The organism is Dyella sp. (assembly GCF_051962475.1).
Lineage (GTDB): Bacteria > Pseudomonadota > Gammaproteobacteria > Xanthomonadales > Rhodanobacteraceae > Dyella_A.
In genome coordinates this window covers 42,836-56,845 of record NZ_JBQCCF010000014.1, presented here as the reverse complement: position 1 = coordinate 56,845, position 14,010 = coordinate 42,836, and the positions used below count along the sequence as shown (strand labels likewise).

At 68.2% G+C, this 14,010-nt stretch carries 12 protein-coding genes; 4 read left to right on the top strand and 8 right to left on the bottom strand.

Going from position 1 to position 14,010, the window contains the following annotated elements; translation table 11 throughout:
- Positions 1 to 5 precede the first annotated feature (5 nt).
- From ACTHJF_RS02350 to ACTHJF_RS02335, 4 genes are all read right to left on the bottom strand, one after another.
- The gene (locus ACTHJF_RS02350; protein ID WP_440265658.1) at positions 6 to 824 is read right to left on the bottom strand and encodes a DUF3348 family protein; all 819 of its coding nucleotides are present in this window, start codon (positions 822 to 824) and stop codon (positions 6 to 8) included.
- 184 nt (positions 825 to 1,008) lie between these two features.
- A complete protein-coding gene (locus ACTHJF_RS02345; protein WP_431634948.1) occupies positions 1,009 to 1,380 on the bottom strand; it encodes a nuclear transport factor 2 family protein in 372 nt (123 codons plus the stop codon).
- Positions 1,381 to 1,461: 81 nt separating this feature from the next.
- Positions 1,462 to 3,066, bottom strand: coding sequence for a S10 family peptidase (locus ACTHJF_RS02340; protein WP_440265657.1), 1,605 nt, complete (start codon positions 3,064 to 3,066; stop codon positions 1,462 to 1,464).
- Between the two features lie 340 nt (positions 3,067 to 3,406).
- Positions 3,407 to 4,261: an EamA family transporter gene (locus ACTHJF_RS02335; RefSeq protein WP_440265656.1), complete on the bottom strand. Its 855-nt coding sequence runs from the start codon at positions 4,259 to 4,261 to the stop codon at positions 3,407 to 3,409.
- A 151-nt stretch (positions 4,262 to 4,412) separates the two neighbouring features.
- Between ACTHJF_RS02335 and ACTHJF_RS02330 the strand changes: the two genes are divergently transcribed.
- Both ACTHJF_RS02330 and ACTHJF_RS02325 read left to right on the top strand, forming a co-directional pair.
- On the top strand, positions 4,413 to 5,003 hold the full coding sequence (locus ACTHJF_RS02330; RefSeq protein WP_440265655.1) for a DUF2239 family protein: 591 nt from the start codon (positions 4,413 to 4,415) through the stop codon (positions 5,001 to 5,003).
- Positions 5,004 to 5,031: 28 nt separating this feature from the next.
- Entirely contained in the window at positions 5,032 to 6,315 is a 1,284-nt protein-coding gene (locus ACTHJF_RS02325; RefSeq protein ID WP_440265654.1) for an MFS transporter, read from the top strand.
- 3 nt (positions 6,316 to 6,318) lie between these two features.
- Here ACTHJF_RS02325 and eda read toward each other — a convergent pair whose 3' ends face one another.
- From eda to zwf, 4 genes are all read right to left on the bottom strand, one after another.
- Positions 6,319 to 6,957 carry a bifunctional 4-hydroxy-2-oxoglutarate aldolase/2-dehydro-3-deoxy-phosphogluconate aldolase gene (eda, locus tag ACTHJF_RS02320; protein ID WP_440265675.1) on the bottom strand — a complete coding sequence of 213 codons (639 nt, stop codon included), beginning with the start codon at positions 6,955 to 6,957 and terminating at the stop codon, positions 6,319 to 6,321.
- 37 nt (positions 6,958 to 6,994) lie between these two features.
- On the bottom strand, positions 6,995 to 8,812 hold the full coding sequence (gene edd / locus ACTHJF_RS02315; protein ID WP_440265653.1) for a phosphogluconate dehydratase: 1,818 nt from the start codon (positions 8,810 to 8,812) through the stop codon (positions 6,995 to 6,997).
- Positions 8,813 to 8,870: 58 nt separating this feature from the next.
- Positions 8,871 to 9,575: a 6-phosphogluconolactonase gene (gene pgl / locus ACTHJF_RS02310; protein ID WP_440265652.1), complete on the bottom strand. Its 705-nt coding sequence runs from the start codon at positions 9,573 to 9,575 to the stop codon at positions 8,871 to 8,873.
- Positions 9,576 to 9,680: 105 nt separating this feature from the next.
- A complete protein-coding gene (gene zwf, locus ACTHJF_RS02305) occupies positions 9,681 to 11,147 on the bottom strand; it encodes a glucose-6-phosphate dehydrogenase (protein ID WP_440265651.1) in 1,467 nt (488 codons plus the stop codon).
- A gap of 245 nt (positions 11,148 to 11,392) precedes the next feature.
- Here zwf and ACTHJF_RS02300 point away from each other — a divergent pair, with 245 nt between their 5' ends.
- Both ACTHJF_RS02300 and ACTHJF_RS02295 read left to right on the top strand, forming a co-directional pair.
- Entirely contained in the window at positions 11,393 to 12,145 is a 753-nt protein-coding gene (locus tag ACTHJF_RS02300; RefSeq protein WP_440265650.1) for a GntR family transcriptional regulator, read from the top strand.
- Between the two features lie 87 nt (positions 12,146 to 12,232).
- Positions 12,233 to 13,834 carry a tetratricopeptide repeat-containing sulfotransferase family protein gene (locus ACTHJF_RS02295; RefSeq protein ID WP_440265649.1) on the top strand — a complete coding sequence of 534 codons (1,602 nt, stop codon included), beginning with the start codon at positions 12,233 to 12,235 and terminating at the stop codon, positions 13,832 to 13,834.
- Positions 13,835 to 14,010: the final 176 nt, after the last annotated feature.

Here is a 14,010-nt window from a genome sequence, read left to right as displayed (position 1 = left end):
GAATCTCAGGAGGTGCGCAGCGCGGCGAGCAGCGCGGCGACCGGTTGAAAACGAAGATCCAGCTCGGCACGCAGCACGCTTTGCATCTCGCGGCGAAAGGCGTCGAGCCAGTGGGGTTGGGCGCCGGCCTGCAGGCGCGCGAAGCGCTGTGCGAGCAGGTTCGGGACTTTGGCGAGCGCGGTGTGCTCGCGCGGGGTGAGGGCGACTTCCATGACGGCGTCGACTTCGGCGAGGCGTGCGATGGCCGTTTCGTCGCGAGGCGCTTCATGGCTGCCATTCCCGCGCATGCGTGGAGCGCTCTTCAACGGCGGATGGCGGCCATCCATTTGGCTGTTCTGCAAAGACGGAGATGGATTCCCGCTTTCGCGGGAATGACGGCTAGGGGAGGACGTGGGAATGCTGGAGACCGGAGAGGACTGCAATAGCGCGTCGCGCAGCTTGCCGCGCAGGCGGCCCACGGTGGCCTGCATGGCGCGTTGGCGGGTGAGGTAGGCCTGGCGGTATGGGGCGAAATCGGTGTCATCGGTGCACGGCGCACCGGGTGCGAGCAGCGGTTCGTTGTCGATGGCGGCCAGCAGGGTGTCGCGCGCCCGCGCGCATTCGGCGACCAGGTCATCCGGCGCCGTCACGGCGGCGTCCGCAGGCGCGGCGGGATGGCTGTCGAGGGCGGCGGCGAGCGAGAGCGCGTGCTTCCAGTCCAGCCACTGGCCCATGTGGTCGGGCAGCGAGGCGCCGGGTGCGGCCACATCCACCTCGGCCAGGCGTGCCAGCAGGCGGATGAAGGTGGGCCCGCGAACCGTCGGGCGGAGTGCTGCCTGCGCCATGTCTTCCCGAGCAAAACCGGCAGTTTAGCGCGGCGGGTGGCGTGCGGTCCCGTGGCGGGAGTCGGGGGAGCGCGGGGGCTTGGCTCGTCGTCGCTCCCGCGGCGGTGGAGTGGGGAAGAGCGCCCCCTCACCCAACCCTCTCCCCCGGACGGGGTCCAGGGGAGAGGGCTTTGATGCAGCAGCCTCAGGCGCTGTGGTCGGCGATGTAGACCAGCAGGCCGTCGTGCACGCGGTACTCGGAGCGGCCGGGCATGGCGATGTGCTGGCCGGCGCGGATGCCGTTGGGCAGGTCGATGGCGAAGGTGCCGTCGAACTGGATCTCGGCCCAGGCGGTATCGCCCTGTTCGCGGTAGGCGGTGATCACCTGGCGGCGTGCGCTGAACAGCGGCTGGGTGCTGCGGGCCAGGCGGTCGAAATCGAGCAGACCCTCGGTGCGCAGCGTGCGTTGGCCGCCGGCGTAGTTCTCGAACACGATCGCCGGATGCAGGGTGAGCAGCATTGCGTCGACGTCGATGCGGTTGTAGGCGTCGATGTAGCGGTCGATGAGCTGGCGCATGCAACAGAGAACCGGGCGAGGGTTGCCCAGCGTAGCGCGCCCACGGTGCACCGCAAGCGCGGTGCACCGTGGGCCAACCGATCACTTCACGTTGTCGGTGCTCTGGATGAACTTCGCCACGTTGTCGTGCAGCTGCTTCAGCGAGTCCTGGTGGGCGTAGACCATGTGGCCGGACGGGTACCACTGGGTGGAGATGTTCTTGCGCAGGCTGTCGGGGATCGGCAGGTGGTTCATCTCGTACTCGGCGGCGAAGTACGGCGTGGCGAGGTCGTAGTAGCCGCCGTTGAGGAATACCTTCAGATCCGGGTTGGTCTTCATCGCCATGGCCAGATCCGGCATGACGTTGGTGGAGGACTGCAGCGCCTCGCCGTCCACGCCCGGCGCCTTGTGTGCGAAGTCCCAGTGGTCGATGTCGGCGAACAGGCGGTAGCGCATGTCCTGGCCGAACTTGAGCTGCTTGCGCACGTAGTCGTTGAACGCGGCGACGTAGGCGGAGCTGATCGCCGAGGACTGCGGGTCGTACTCGCTGGCCTTGCTGAGCGGATCGAGCGAGGGGCCGGCGAAGCGGCTGTCGAGGCGGCCGGTGGTGGTGTCGGTGGAGGCCTGCAGCTCATGCTCGAACATGCCGCCGGTGACCCGCAGGTTGGCCTTGAGCAGGTAGTCCACCGGCAGGCCGGTGTACTGGTGCAGCTTCTCGGCCACGGCCTGCTTGCGCGCGGTGTCGAGCGCGGCGCCCTGCATCAGCGCTTGCGCATAGTCACCCATCGCGTACTGCTCCACTTCCTTGAGGAACGGCTCCAGCGCGGCGGGCGGCTGCGGCAGCTGGTGGTGGTAATAGGCGGTGGCGGCAAAGGTGGGCAGCGCCAGCACGTAGGGCAGGTCGACGCCGGGATTGAACTCGGGACCGTCGATGCTGGTATCGAAGCTGAGGATCTGCGACAGCAGCACCACGCCGTTGAGATCGACGCTGTCCTCGTTCTCCAGGATGTTGGCCACCACCGCCGAGCGCGTGGTGCCGTAGCTTTCGCCGAACAGGTACTTGGGCGAGTTCCAGCGGCCGTACTTCGAGAGGAACTGCGTGATGAACTGGGCGAAGGCGTGGCCGTCGCCGTCGACCCCGTAGATCGCCTTCTTGCGGTCCTTCATCTGCTCGTCGCGCTTGTCCTTGTCCGGGTCATCGGCGATGAGGCGGCTGAAGCCGGCGCCGGGAGCGTCGATGAACACGAGGTCGGACGCGTCGAGCAGGCTGTAGTCGTTGTTGACCAGGCCATAGGGCGCGGCGGGCGTGTGGCTGTCGTCGCTGGTGACCACGCGTTTAGGCCCGAACGCGCCCATGTGCAGCCACACCGTGGCTGAGCCCGGGCCGCCGTTGTAGATGAAGGTGATCGGCCGCTGGCCGGCCGGCGTGCCCTTCTTGAAGTAGGCGGTGTAGAACATGCTCACCGTCGGCTCGTGCTCCTTGTCGCCCGAGCCGTGCAGCACCAGCGTGCCGGCCACCGCCTTGTAGTCGACGCGCTTGCCTTCGACGGTGACGCTGCCTTCGGTCTCCGAGCTCTGCGGCTTGACCAGCGCCGTGTCGGGCGATTTCTCCTTCGACTTGGCGTCGTCGTGCTTGTCCTCGTGGGCGAGCGTGGCGGTGCTGATCAATGCGCTGGCGAGCGCAACGGCGAGAACGAGACGACGCATGTGGATTCCCCGGAGCTTGTGGCCAAGCGGTTGAGCGTATGCCTCGGGCGGGGGCGGGCCATCCCCCGGAAGTCACGTGCGGCCGGGAGCGGTGGGCGCATGTTCTTGCCGGGTCGGAATGCGTGTGCGGCAGCGGCCTGGGATGCAGTCGATCGCAGGCGCGCTCCAACGGCGGCGGAGTGTCTTACGCTGTGGCCTTGCATCAGAAGCAGATGGATTCCCGCGTCCGAAGGAATGACACCTGAGGCTTTGCGGAAAACATGGAAGGCCCGTTCAGAGCCGTGCGCACGGTAATGCGCCAAGAGGAGCGTCTGGCATGAGGGCCGGAAACCTCTAGCGCTCAGGCCAGCGTGAGCAGGGCGATCGCCGTCGCCGCCAGCAGCACGCCGATCGCATTGATCCAGCTCAGGCGCTCGCGGAACGCCAACACGCCGACCAGCGTGCCCAGCGCCACCACGCCGAGGTTCATGGTGGCGAACACCAGCGCCGGATCGTTCGGCAGCGCCACGTGCGCGCGCAGGTAGAACAAGATGTTGCCGAAGTTGAGCACGCCCAGCAGCAGGCCGCCGGCCAGGCTGCGCGCGGTGAAGCGCGCGCCGCTGCGACGACGCGCCAGCAACGCAAAACCCAGCGCCACCGGCAACGCCAGCGCAAACATCGCCTGCAGCGAGGCGGCGATCGGGATGCCGGCCGCGGCGACCTGCTTGAGCAGGATGTCGATCGCGCCGAAGCCCGCGCACACCACCAGCGGCCACAGCCACGCGGCCGCACCGTCCGCACATGCCGCACGGCCGCGCCAGACCATCGCCGCCAACGCCACCAGCCCCAGCGCGAGGCCGGCGAGCATGCGCGGCGTTGGCTGCTGGCCGAACAGCACGAACGCGGCGAGCAGGGAGATCAGCAGCGACAGTCGCTGGGCCACGTCCGAGCGCACGATGCCGGCATGGCGCACCGAGGTGCCTAGCGCCAGGAAGATCGCCGGCAGCAGCACCGCCAGCGCCAGCACGGCGAAGCGCGGCGCGTCCGGCTGACGCAGCGGTGCCAGCGAGGGATGCAGCACCAGCGCAACCAGCGATCCGGCGGCCAGGTAGTTCCAGGCCACCATCTGCGGCACGTCCAGGCCGAAGCGGCGGGCGAGCTTGAGCCACACCGACACCAGCACGCTGCACAGGATGCTCAGGCACAGGAAGAACATGGGATGACGTCCGCAAAAGCCCGCCACGATAGCCGCAGTGGCGCGCCTGCGCACCGCGCGGGTGGCCCTGGCTGCACAAATTTGCCCGGGTGATATTGACGGCCACGTTTTATCCGGGTCAAATACGGCACCCGCTCCATCGGACCCGGCCATGACACCCGCCGACAGCACCCGCTGCACTGCCTTCGAAGGCCATCGACGCATCGCCACCGGCTCGCCGCAGGACGTGGCGCAGGCGGTGCGCCGCGCGATGGACGAGGGGAGCGCGCAATCGCCGCTGATTCTCGATGATGCCACCGGCTACCCGCTGGAGTTCGACCTGCGCGGCAGCGTGGACGAGGTGCTGGCGCGGCTGCGCCCCGCCGCCGAACCCGCCACGCCGCGCGGACCCGGACGGCCGAAGCTTGGCGTGGTCGCCCGCGAGGTGACTCTGCTGCCGCGCCATTGGGACTGGCTGGGCCGCCAGCCTGGCGGCGCCTCGGTGACGCTGCGCCGGCTGGTGGAGGAGGCACGCCGCGCAGGCAGCGCCAAGGAGCAGGCGCGCCAGGCCAGCGAGGCGGCCGACCGCACGATGCGCACGCTGGCCGGCGACCTGCCCGGCTTCGAGGAGGCCTCGCGCGCGTTCTGGCGCGGTGAGCGCGCCACGTTCGATCAGCTCACCGCCGACTGGCCCACCGATGTGCGCCAGCACCTGCTGCAACTGGCCCACCGTGCCTGGGACACCGCCGCCACTGGCGGCTGAGTCGCGCCCCCTTCCTCGAGACGATCCCATGTCGCAACCCGCGCTTTCCCGCAACACCAACTTCCGCCTGCTGTTCGGCGGCAGCACGGTGTCGATGTTCGGCGACCAGTTCACCCTGGTCGCGCTGCCCTGGCTGGTGCTCAAGCTCACCGGCGACCCGGGCGCGCTCGGCCTGGTGCTGGCCACCATGGCGGTGCCGCGCGCGGTGTTCATGTTGATCGGCGGCGCGGTGGTGGACCACTTCTCGGCGCGCGCCGTGCTGCTGCTGGCGCGCGGCGCCAACGCGGTGATGGTGGCGGCGCTGGCCGCGATGGTGCTCACCGGCGCGATCAGCATGCCGTGGGTGTACGCGTTGGCGCTGGGCATTGGCCTGGCCACCGCGTTCGCCTACCCGGCCAGCTCGGCGCTGCTGCCGTCGGTGGTGGCGCCGCAGCAGTTGCAGCAGGCCAACGGCGCCATGATGGGAATGCGCCAGCTCAGCCTGTTCATTGGCCCCGCGCTGGCCGGCGTGGTGATCGGCGCTGGCGCGCATGCCTCGCCGGGGTCGACGGCGCTGGCCGATGCGCGTGGCCTGGGCTGGGCGTTCGCCATTGACGCGGCCAGCTTCGCCTGCTCGCTGGTGTCGCTGGCGTTGGTGCGCCTGCAGCCGGCGGCGCCGCGAACCACCACGCAGCAAGGCGTGCTGGGTCAGGTGCTCGGTGGGCTGCGCAGCATCGCCGCGGATCCGCCGCTGCGCGCGTTCATGCTGTACGCGGCGGTGGTCTCGATCTTCGTCACCGGCCCGACCCAGGTCGGCCTGCCGGTACTGGCCGATACGCGGCTGGACCACGGCGCCACCTCGCTGGGCATCGTGCTGGCGGCGAACGGAGGCGGCATGCTGCTGGGCGGCTTCGCCTCCGGCTGGGTGGCGCGACGGGTGCGCGGGCAGCTGGGCGCGATGATCCTGTGCTTCGACGCCAGCGTGGGCCTGGCGCTGGTGGCGCTGGCCGGGGTGCATTCGACCGTGCTCGCCGCCGCCCTGCTCGGCTTCACCGGCCTGTTCGGCGGGGTGATCCAGATCACCCTGATCAGCTGGATCCAGCGGCGCGTGGCGCCGAACATGCTGGGGCGCACGATGAGCGTGTTGATGTTCACCTTCCTCGGCTTGGGCCCGCTGGCCGCGGCAGGCGCCGGCGCCCTGCTCAAGCTGATGTCGCTGCCGGGCCTGTTCGTGGCCTCGGGCCTCGCGCTGACGACGATTGCCCTGGGCTGCCTGACCAGCCCCGCCTTGCGCAGCATCCGCTCGCAGGATGCCGCGCCGCAGACCGGTTGAGGTTCAGCCCTTCAGCGAAGCCGCCTCGCGGGCGAGCAGCTCGATGGCGGCCCAGTCACCGGCCTTGAGCTTGTCCGCCGGAGTCAGCCAGGAGCCGCCCACGCACAGCACGTTGGGCAGGGCGAGGAAGTCCGAGGCGGTGCTCAGGCTGATGCCGCCGGTGGGGCAGAACTTCACTTGCGGCAACGGACTGGCCCAGGCGCCGATCAGCTTGGTGCCGCCGGCGGGGACGGCCGGGAAGAATTTCAGGAAGCGGTAGCCGCGCTCGATGAGGGTCATCACTTCGCTGGCGGTGGCGGCGCCGGGCAGCAGCGGCAGCTCGCTGTCGTCGGCCGCATTGAGCAGTTTCGGCGACACGCCCGGCGACACCGCGAAGCGCGCGCCGGCGGCTTTTGCGGCCGCGAGATGCTCGGCGTTAAGCACGGTGCCGACGCCGACCACGGCCCCCTCCACTTCCTGCGCGATGGCGCGGATCGCGTCCAGCGCGGCGGGCGTGCGCAAGGTCACCTCGATCGCCGGCGTACCGCCGGCGACCAGCGCGCGCGCCATCGGCACGGCGGCGGCCACGTCGTCGATGATCACCACCGGGATCACCGGCGCTAGCCGCATGGTGGCCTCGACCTGGGCCTGCTTGGTTTGCATCGATTGCGTCACGGGAACACTCCGGGAAAGCGGGGGGTCAGAGCACGCCGGCGCCGAGATCGGCGGTGACGGCGTTGTTGCGGAACAGGCCGAACAGCTCGCGGCCCATGCCGACGTGGTGCGAGTGGTCGGGCAGGGTGACGCTGGGGCGTGCGGCGAATTCGGCGGCGTCGACCAGCACGTCGAGCGTGCCGTTCACTGCGTCCAGGCGGACCAGATCACCGTCGCGAACCTTGGCCAGCGCCCCGCCGGCCTCGGCCTCGGGGGTGACGTGGATCGCCGCCGGCACGCGGCCGGACGCGCCGGACATGCGCCCGTCGGTGAGCAGCGCGATGCGGTGGCCGCGATCCTGCAGCAGGGCCAGCGTCGGGGTGAGCTTGTGCAGCTCCGGCATGCCGTTGGCGCGCGGGCCCTGGAAGCGCACTACGGCGACGAAGTCGCGGTTGAGCTCGCCGCGCTCGAACGCGCCGCGCACCTCGTCCTGGTCGTTGAATACGATCGCCGGCGCCTCGATCACCATGCGGTCGTCGGGCACCGAAGACACCTTGATCACGCCGCGGCCGAGGTTGCCGTCGAGCAGGCGCAGGCCGCCGTCGGGTCGGAACGGCTCGCTGATCGCGCGCAGCACGCCGCGGTTGCCGCTCTCGCCGGACACCTGCTGCCAGGCCAGCTTGCCGCTGGCGTCGAGCACCGGCACCTGGGTGTAGCCGTCCAGGCCGGTGCCGTTGACCGTCTTCACGTCGGAATGCAGCAGGCCCTGCGAGAGCAGCTGATCGATCAGGAACGCCATGCCGCCGGCCTCGTGGAACTGGTTCACGTCGGCGTAGCCGTTCGGATACACGCGGGCCAGCAGCGGCACCACCGAGGAGAGTGCGTCAAAGTCTTCCCAGCGCAACTCCACGCCGGCCGCGCGCGCCATCGCCACCAGGTGCAGCAGGTGGTTGGTGGAGCCGCCGGTGGCGTGCAGGCCGATCACGCCGTTGATCACCGATTTCTCGTCGACGATGTGGCCGACCGGCAGGTAGTGCTCGCCCAGCGCGCTCATCGCCGCCGCGCGGCGCACCGCCTCGGCGGTGAGCGCATCGCGCAGCGGCGTGTCCGGCGCCACGAAGCTCGCGCCGGGCAGATGCATGCCCATGATCTCCATCAGCATCTGGTTGGAGTTGGCGGTGCCGTAGAACGTGCAGGTGCCGGGGGCGTGGTACGCAGCGGCCTCGGCTTCCAGCAGCTCCTCGCGGGTCGCCTTGCCCTCGGCGTAGGCCTGGCGCACCTTGGACTTGGCCTCGTTGGTGATGCCGCTGGGCATCGGGCCCGACGGCACGAATACGCCGGGCAGGTGGCCGAAAGCGAGCGCGCCGATCAGCAGGCCCGGCACGATCTTGTCGCAGATGCCGAGGTACAGGCTGGCGTCGAACATGTCGTGCGACAGCGCCACCGCGGTGGCCATCGCGATCAGGTCGCGCGAGAACAGCGAGAGCTCCATGCCGGCCCGGCCCTGGGTGACGCCGTCGCACATCGCCGGCACGCCGCCGGCGACCTGCGCGGTGGCGCCGGCTTCGCGCGCGACGTGGCGGATCAGCTCGGGATAGCGCTCGTACGGCTGGTGCGCCGAGAGCATGTCGTTGTAGGCGGTGACGATGCCGATATTCGGCGTGCGACCGGCGCGCAGCGCAGCCTTGTCGTCGTTGCCGCAGGCGGCGAAGCCGTGCGCGAGGTTGCCGCACGACAGGTGCTGGCGGCGGGTGCCGTCGCCGCGGGCGGCGGCGATCTTGGCCAGGTACGCCGCGCGCGATTCACGGCTGCGTTCGCGCAGGCGCTCGGTGACTTCGCGGACGACGGGGTGCAGGGAACTCATCGAATCACTCCTGTAGCTGGATGCGGCACGCGATCGATGCGCGCGCCACGGCGGCGCCTCACGGGCACCAGTAAACCGAGACGGGAACGCGCGCCTGTGCCAGCACGGCGCGCACCGGGTAGTCGCGACCGGCGCCGAGGCCGAGCTGCGCATCGGCGAGCACGCGGCGCTTGGTCTCGCCCTCGATGTGCAGGAACAGCGCGCCGGCATTGAGCAGCACCGGCAGCGTGAAGGTGATGCGCGGCTCGCCGGCACCCGCGGCGCGCATCGGGATCACCCGCGCCGTGCCGGCCGGGTCAAGCGCCTCGGCGAGACGGTCGCCGCCGGGGAAGAAGGAGGCCGTGTGGCCGTCCTCGCCCATGCCCAGCACCACCACGTCGAACGGCAGTGCCAGCGCGTCGAGCGAGGCGTTCAATGCGGCGAGGCCGTCTTCCGGGGTGGGTGCGTCCTGATGCAGCGGCACGAAGGTGGCCGCCGCCGCCGCGTTGCGCAGCAGCAGCGACTTCACCAGCCGCGCGTTGGAGCGCTCGCTGGATTCGGCGACCCAGCGCTCGTCGACCAGGGTCACCTGCACGCGCGACCAGTCCAGTTCGGCGTGCGACAGGCGCTCGAAGAAATGCTTCGGCGTGCTGCCGCCGGAGACCGCCAGCAAAGCCTGACCACGCGCGGTAATGGCCTCGCGCAGGCGGGCGGCCACGCGCTCGGCCAGCGCGTCAGCGAGCGCGTGGCAATCGGTAAAGTTGTGGGTGGCAATGTTCAACATGGACGTCCATTCGTCACGGCGGGGGATGCGGCTGCGCAGCTACAGGCTGGAGGAGCCCGATGCAGTGCGCGGTGAAACACGGCAACGATCGGACTCACCTCGCGCCTACTCGCCGTCCTCGTTCCAGGTGCGGCCGTCGCGCTCGATCAGCGCCACCGAGGCGCTTGGCCCCCAGGTGCCTGCGGTGTACGGCTTGGGTGCTTCGCTGCTGGCGGCCCAGGCCTCGAGGATCGGATCGGCCCAGCGCCAGGCCGCTTCCACTTCGTCGCGACGCATGAACAGCGTGGGGTTGCCGCGCACCACGTCGAGCAGCAGGCGCTCGTAGGCGTCGGGCTGCGACACGCCGAACGCCTCGGCAAAGCTCATGTCCAGCGGCACGTGGCGCAGGCGCAGGCCGCCGGGGCCGGGATGCTTGATGGTCAGCCACAGCTTCACGCCTTCGTCGGGCTGCAGGCGCAGCACCAGGCGGTTGTGCGCCAGCGGGCCGGCGGCCGGATCGAAGATGGAGTGCGGTACCGCCTTGAACGCCACCACGATCTCGGAGACGCGCTCGGGCAAACGCTTGCCGGTGCGCAGGTAGAACGGCACGCCGGCCCAGCGCCAGTTGGCGATCTCGGTCTTCAGCGCGACGAAGGTTTCGGTGTGGCTCTTGGCGCCATTGAGCTCCTCCAGGTAGCCCGGCACGCTCTGACCCTCGGCGGCACCGGCGCGGTACTGGCCACGCACGGTGAGCTGGGCGGCGTTGGACTCCTCGATGGGCTTGAGCGAGCGCAGCACCTTGAGCTTCTCGTCGCGCACCGCATCGGGCGACAGCGAGGACGGCGGCTCCATCGCCACCATGCACACCAGCTGCAGCATGTGGTTCTGCACCATGTCGCGCAGCGCGCCGGCATGGTCGTAATAGGCCGCGCGGTTGCCCACGCCAAGCGTTTCAGCCACGGTGATCTGCACGTGGTCGATGTGCTCGGCGTTCCACAGCGGCTCGAACAGCGCATTGCCGAAGCGCAGCGCCAGCAGGTTCTGCACCGTCTCCTTGCCGAGGTAGTGATCGATCCGATAGGTCTGCGATTCGCTGAAGACCCGCCCGACCGCGTCGTTGATCTGGTTGGCGCTCTCCAGGTCACGGCCGATCGGCTTCTCCAGGACCACGCGCGACTCGCCCTCGTTGAGCCGGTAGTGACCCAGCCGGGTGCAGATGTCGATGAACAGGTCTGGCGCGGTGGAGAGATAGAACACGCGCACGTTGTCCGGACGCTCGGCCAGCAACGCGGCGAAATCGTCCCAGCCGTTGTCCTTGCGCGCGTCGAGCGATCGGTAGAACACCTGCTGCAGGAACGCTTCGACCTGGTCGGCCTTGCTGCCGTCGCCAGCGAGCGCCTTGCGCATCTGGGCGCGGTAGCCGGCGTCGTCGGTGGCTTCGCGGGCGATGCCGATGATGCGGCTGTCCGCGGGGATCTGGCCGTCGATGAAGCGATGGAACATCGCCGGCAGCAGCTTGCGCGCAGCCAGGTCGCCGGTGCCGCCGAAGATCACCAGATCGAAGGATTGAACCTGCGGATGGGAAGGACTCACAACGGGCACCTCGCATGGAACGGGGAGAAGGCCACCGCGCAGCCGCGCAGCTGGGAACAGGCCGCTGATCGTACCAGTGTCATACCAGCTGGCACCAGCCGGAGCCGGCCGATCAAGACGGCGCCCATGGATGTATTCGTTTGCAACCATCGCATCCCCGCGCTGTCTGGCGGGCCTGGACAAAAGTGGCATGTCCGGCAGCGCGCGTCTTGCGGCCATTGGTTCGAAATTGGTATGGTCGCGGTATGGAAACCGCACTCGCCAAAGAATATCGCCGGCTCTCGCGCGACCCCGGCACCCACCAGCCGCTGGCGTACCTGCGGCTGCGGCGGGCGATCCGCAACGTCATCGAGCATCGCGACATCGAGCCCGGCCATGCGCTGCCGAGCGAGCGCGACCTGGCCCGCGTGCTGTCGCTGTCGCGCGTCACCGTGCGCAAGGCGATCGCCGGACTGGTGGAGGAAGGCCTGCTGACCCAGCGCCACGGCGCCGGTACGTTCGTCGCCGAGCGCATCATCAAGCCGATGTCGCGCCTGACCAGCTTCACCGAGGACTTGCGCGCCCGCGGCCTCAATCCGCGCTCGGAGTTCTTCGAGCGCGGCATCGGCGAGGTGACGCCCGAAGAATCGATGGCGATGAATCTGTCGCCCGGCGTGGCCGTGGTGCGCCTGCACCGCGTGCGTTACGCGGGCGATGAGCCATTGGCGATCGAACGCAGCGTGGTGCCGGCGATCCTGCTGCCCGACCCCATGCTGGTCGACGATTCGCTCTACGAGGCGCTGGAAAAGCGCGGCTGCCGCCCCCGTCGCGCCCTGCAGCGGCTACGCGCCGTGCTGCTCAACGCTCAGCACGCCCGCCTGCTGCACGTGGCCACCAACAGCGCCGGTCTCAGCATCGAGCGGCGCAGCTTCCTCGACGACGGCCGCGTCGTCGAATTCACCAGCTCCTGGTACCGCGGCGACATCTACGACTTCGTGGCGGAACTGCATACCGACTGAGTGGTCCGCGGTCGACGGGCCTGAGGAACGCTCCCCTTGCCGCGCTGGGGATCCACGCCAATGCCGGTCCAGCGATATGATCTTGTGATGGAACGACAGACGAGCTTCAACGTTTCGCCTACGCAGTTGTGGAAACAGGTCCACCACCACATCGAGTCGGGGAATCTGGATCACGCCCAGGTGGCGCTTGAGTCTCTAGTGAGGCTCGCGCCTGCTGACACGGCCGCCTCGATCGACTTGGCGGACGTTATGTACCGCAGGGGGCAGTTCCAAGCGTCCAGCAGGCCGCTGCTGCAGGCCGCCACTCGCCTTCCGCGGGACGTTCCGCTGATCCTCGCCCTGACACAGCGCCTCATCGCTCGGGGGGAGATCGCAACATCTCGAGCATGCCTGGATCTTGTCGCACAGGCGCCCAACTCACCAGGAGAAGCACTGTTCCTGCAAGCCAACTTGAGATTCATGATCGGCGAGACTTGTGCGGCGCTCGAATTGGCGGATAGAGCGGTCCGTTCGGGCGCAGATACGCCCGACGCATGGCGACTTTACGCCATGCTCTTACAGTTCAACGGCCGCGACACAGAAGCCTGCGAGGTTCTGGAAAAATGCCTGATGCGATGGCCTGATTTTGCCGATATCGCTCCTATACTCGTCGACTTGGGGAGACAAACCGCGGAGCGGAACTATCTGCCGCTATTTCGCAAGCAGCTCTGCGCTCTTCCCGAGCAGCCGGTCACACCCGGCCAGGCTTTTGCGCGAGCGGAATTCGAGTACGCGGCGTTCAAAACACTCGATGACATCGGTCGTCATAAGGAAGCCTGGGAGGCATTGAGCCGTTGCAATTCGCTCATGCAAGACCTCAACCCCTACGACAGCGCACTTGAGGAAGCCGTGACCGAAGCTCTACTCGAGCTACCCTCGCCGCTCGAACCGAGAACAGCACTCAGTGAGCCTTTCGAGGGTCCCGTACCCATTTTCATCGTTGGCATGCCCCGGTCGGGCACCACTCTGCTCGATCGCATCCTCTCAAGTCACTCCCAGGTTACTTCCGCGGGAGAGATTGTTGATTTCTGGCGGCAATTTCATTGGATGACCGATGTGCTCCCCGGTAGAGAAGAGGGCTTTCTCCGTGCCATTGAACGAAGCTGGGATATAAACTTCCGTCTACTTGGTTACCGGTATCTGAAGCAGACCCAGTGGCGTGCCCATGGCCGCTCTTATTACGTGGACAAGCTGCCTGGCAACGTCAGGATGGTGCCCTTCATCCGGCGGGCGCTCCCGCATGCGCCGATCCTTCATATAGTCCGAGATCCGTTGGATACGTGCTTTTCCAACTTCAAGGCTATGTACGGCAACATATCACCTTACAGCTACGAGCTAGGAGCGCTTGCGCATTACTACAAGCAGTACTCGCGCCAGGTGAGCCACTGGCAAAAAGCGTTGCGCGGCGCGATGCTGGACGTTGATTACTCCTCGCTAGTGCAGAACCCAGCAACGGTCATTCCCGATGTACTTGCCCACTGTGGCCTGAATATGGAGACGGCGTGTCTAAGGCCGGAGCGCAACACAGCGCCGGTAGCAACGCGCAGTACCGCCCAAGTTCGTGAGCCGATCAATACCAAAGGGCTGGGCCAGTGGCGTCCCTACGCAGAGCAACTCGAGCCGCTACGGGCTGCACTGGCCAGCAAGTAGTGGGCGTTCTACCGCCGGCGCTTCGCGTCGGAGCGATCGATCGTGCTCTGCCGCTTTAAATCCTGGTAAACGACACACTTCAGATCGACGGGTATTGCGCTCCATTCGAGCGCAGACGCGCAACGTGATTTCGCGCCTCAAGAAGCGGGAATGAATGTTGTATTTCTCTGGAGTAC

Coding starts and splice junctions, on each gene's coding strand:
- ACTHJF_RS02350 (WP_440265658.1), bottom strand. CDS start 824: ATGGCGCAGGCAGCACTCCGCCCGACGGTTCGCGGGCCCACCTTCATC.
- ACTHJF_RS02345 (WP_431634948.1), bottom strand. CDS start 1,380: ATGCGCCAGCTCATCGACCGCTACATCGACGCCTACAACCGCATCGAC.
- ACTHJF_RS02340 (WP_440265657.1), bottom strand. CDS start 3,066: ATGCGTCGTCTCGTTCTCGCCGTTGCGCTCGCCAGCGCATTGATCAGC.
- ACTHJF_RS02335 (WP_440265656.1), bottom strand. CDS start 4,261: ATGTTCTTCCTGTGCCTGAGCATCCTGTGCAGCGTGCTGGTGTCGGTG.
- ACTHJF_RS02330 (WP_440265655.1), top strand. CDS start 4,413: ATGACACCCGCCGACAGCACCCGCTGCACTGCCTTCGAAGGCCATCGA.
- ACTHJF_RS02325 (WP_440265654.1), top strand. CDS start 5,032: ATGTCGCAACCCGCGCTTTCCCGCAACACCAACTTCCGCCTGCTGTTC.
- eda (WP_440265675.1), bottom strand. CDS start 6,957: ATGCAAACCAAGCAGGCCCAGGTCGAGGCCACCATGCGGCTAGCGCCG.
- edd (WP_440265653.1), bottom strand. CDS start 8,812: ATGAGTTCCCTGCACCCCGTCGTCCGCGAAGTCACCGAGCGCCTGCGC.
- pgl (WP_440265652.1), bottom strand. CDS start 9,575: ATGTTGAACATTGCCACCCACAACTTTACCGATTGCCACGCGCTCGCT.
- ACTHJF_RS02300 (WP_440265650.1), top strand. CDS start 11,393: ATGGAAACCGCACTCGCCAAAGAATATCGCCGGCTCTCGCGCGACCCC.
- ACTHJF_RS02295 (WP_440265649.1), top strand. CDS start 12,233: ATGGAACGACAGACGAGCTTCAACGTTTCGCCTACGCAGTTGTGGAAA.